Below are 1680 nucleotides of genomic sequence, written 5' to 3' on the forward strand. Positions count from 1 at the left end.
GTCCCGCCCAGGCCCCCCCCCCTCCTTCTCCCCCTGCCCGCCCCGGCCTGGACCCCGCCCGCGCCCGCGGCGACCGCCACGGTGGCCGCGGCGGCGGCCGACGGGCGGGCCGAGGATCCCACCGCCGACCGGTCAGGGCGCCCCGCCGCGGACCGGGGCCCGAGTGCCGCCGCGCACCCGGGCGGGAGCCCTGCCGCGGCGCGGGCCGCCGCGTCGGTGGCCGACGTCGCCCTGCCCGTCGCGATCGGGGGCGCGGTCGGCGTACTGGCCGGGTACGGCTATGTCCGCCGCACCCGGCGCTCCCGGACCCGGACCGTGCGCACCGGGGCGGACTCCCCCGCCGCGCCGGCCGCCGGGGCGCCGCCCGAGCCCGCCGTGCAGGGCGGCGGCGCGCTGACCCGGTTGCGGGCCCGGACCGGTCGAGGCGACGTGCCGGTCCCGGAGCTCGAGGCGCGTGCCGGGGCGGCGCTGGTCGCGGCCGACGACTGCGTGCACACCAGCCGCGAGGAGCTGGGGTTCGCCGAGGCGAGATTCGGGGCGGCCGCCGTCCAGGGTTTCGCCCGCGCCGTCCGCGGCGCCGAGACCGAGGTCGCCGCGGTGTTCGCCCTGCTCCACGACGCCGGCGAGCCGCCCGCCGAGGGCACGCCGCCGGGCCCCGGGCGGATCGCCGTGCTGCACGACGTGCTGGAGCGGTGCCGTGCGGTGGGGCGGCGGCTGGACGAGGAGTGCGAGGAGTTCGACCGGCTGCGCGCCCTGGAGGACGGGACCGGCATCCCCGAGGCACTGACCGTGGCGGAGCAGCGCTTCCGCGCGCTGACCGGACGGGTCGGCGCGAGCGAGGCCAACCTGGCGGCGATCGGGGCGCGGTACGCGCCGTCCGCGGTGATGACGGTGTCGGGTCAGATGGAGCTGGCCAAGGAGCGGCTGGTCTTCGCGACCAGCCGGCTCAACCGGTCGCGGCAGACGGGCGACCTGGGCGACCCGGTGGCCGCTGCGATGCACCTGCGCGCCGCCGAGGGGGCGATCTCGCAGGTCGGCGCGCTGGTGAACGGTGTGGACCGGCTGGCGGCGGAGCTGGCCGAGGCCGACGAGGCGATCCCGCAGACCTTCGAGGCGGCGTTCGCCCGCGTGGGCAAGGACCCGCTGGCGGCGCTGCGGGCGGAGGTGGACCAGGGGGCGTGCGACCCGCTGGACGTGCTGCGGCGCGTGGTGCGGACGGCGACCACGGCGGTGCCGCTGCCGGAGGCGGTGCCTCCCGGGGAGGACGACGCGCTGTTCCCGGCGGCGGTGCTGGTGGCGCGCTGCTCGGCGGCGGCCGCCGAGGACTACGTGGGGGCGCACCGTGGTGCGGTGGGCGTGCGGGCCCGGGTGCGGCTGGCCGAGGCGCACCGGCTGCTGGGCCGCGCGGTGCAGGAGCGGGCGCCGGAGGACGCGCGGGACGCGGACGGGCTGGCGCGGCAGGCGCGGAGGCTGGCCGAGGAGGACGTGCGGGCGTACCGGGACGCGTACGGGCCGCAGGGCGGAGGTGTCGGCGGTGCAGTGCTCGGGGGTGTGCTGCTGGGCGGCGGCGCGGACGGAGGGCCGCCCGGCTCCTTCGGCGGCCCCGCCACCCGTGGCCGCCGCGGCTCCACCACCGCCCCCCGCGAGGCCGACCCGGGCGGCATCACCCCCTGAACGCGG

The 1680-nt window shown here is 80.5% G+C and carries 1 protein-coding gene; it reads left to right on the top strand.

Annotated features, from left to right (window positions below):
- The coding region (locus ACOV8S_RS15530) for a TPM domain-containing protein (protein ID WP_448318410.1) at window positions 1–1674 on the top strand (1674 nt) is incomplete at its 5' end.
- Between the last annotated feature and the right edge of the window lie 6 nt (window positions 1675–1680).

It is taken from the genome of Streptomyces sp. CO7 (assembly GCF_053474865.1).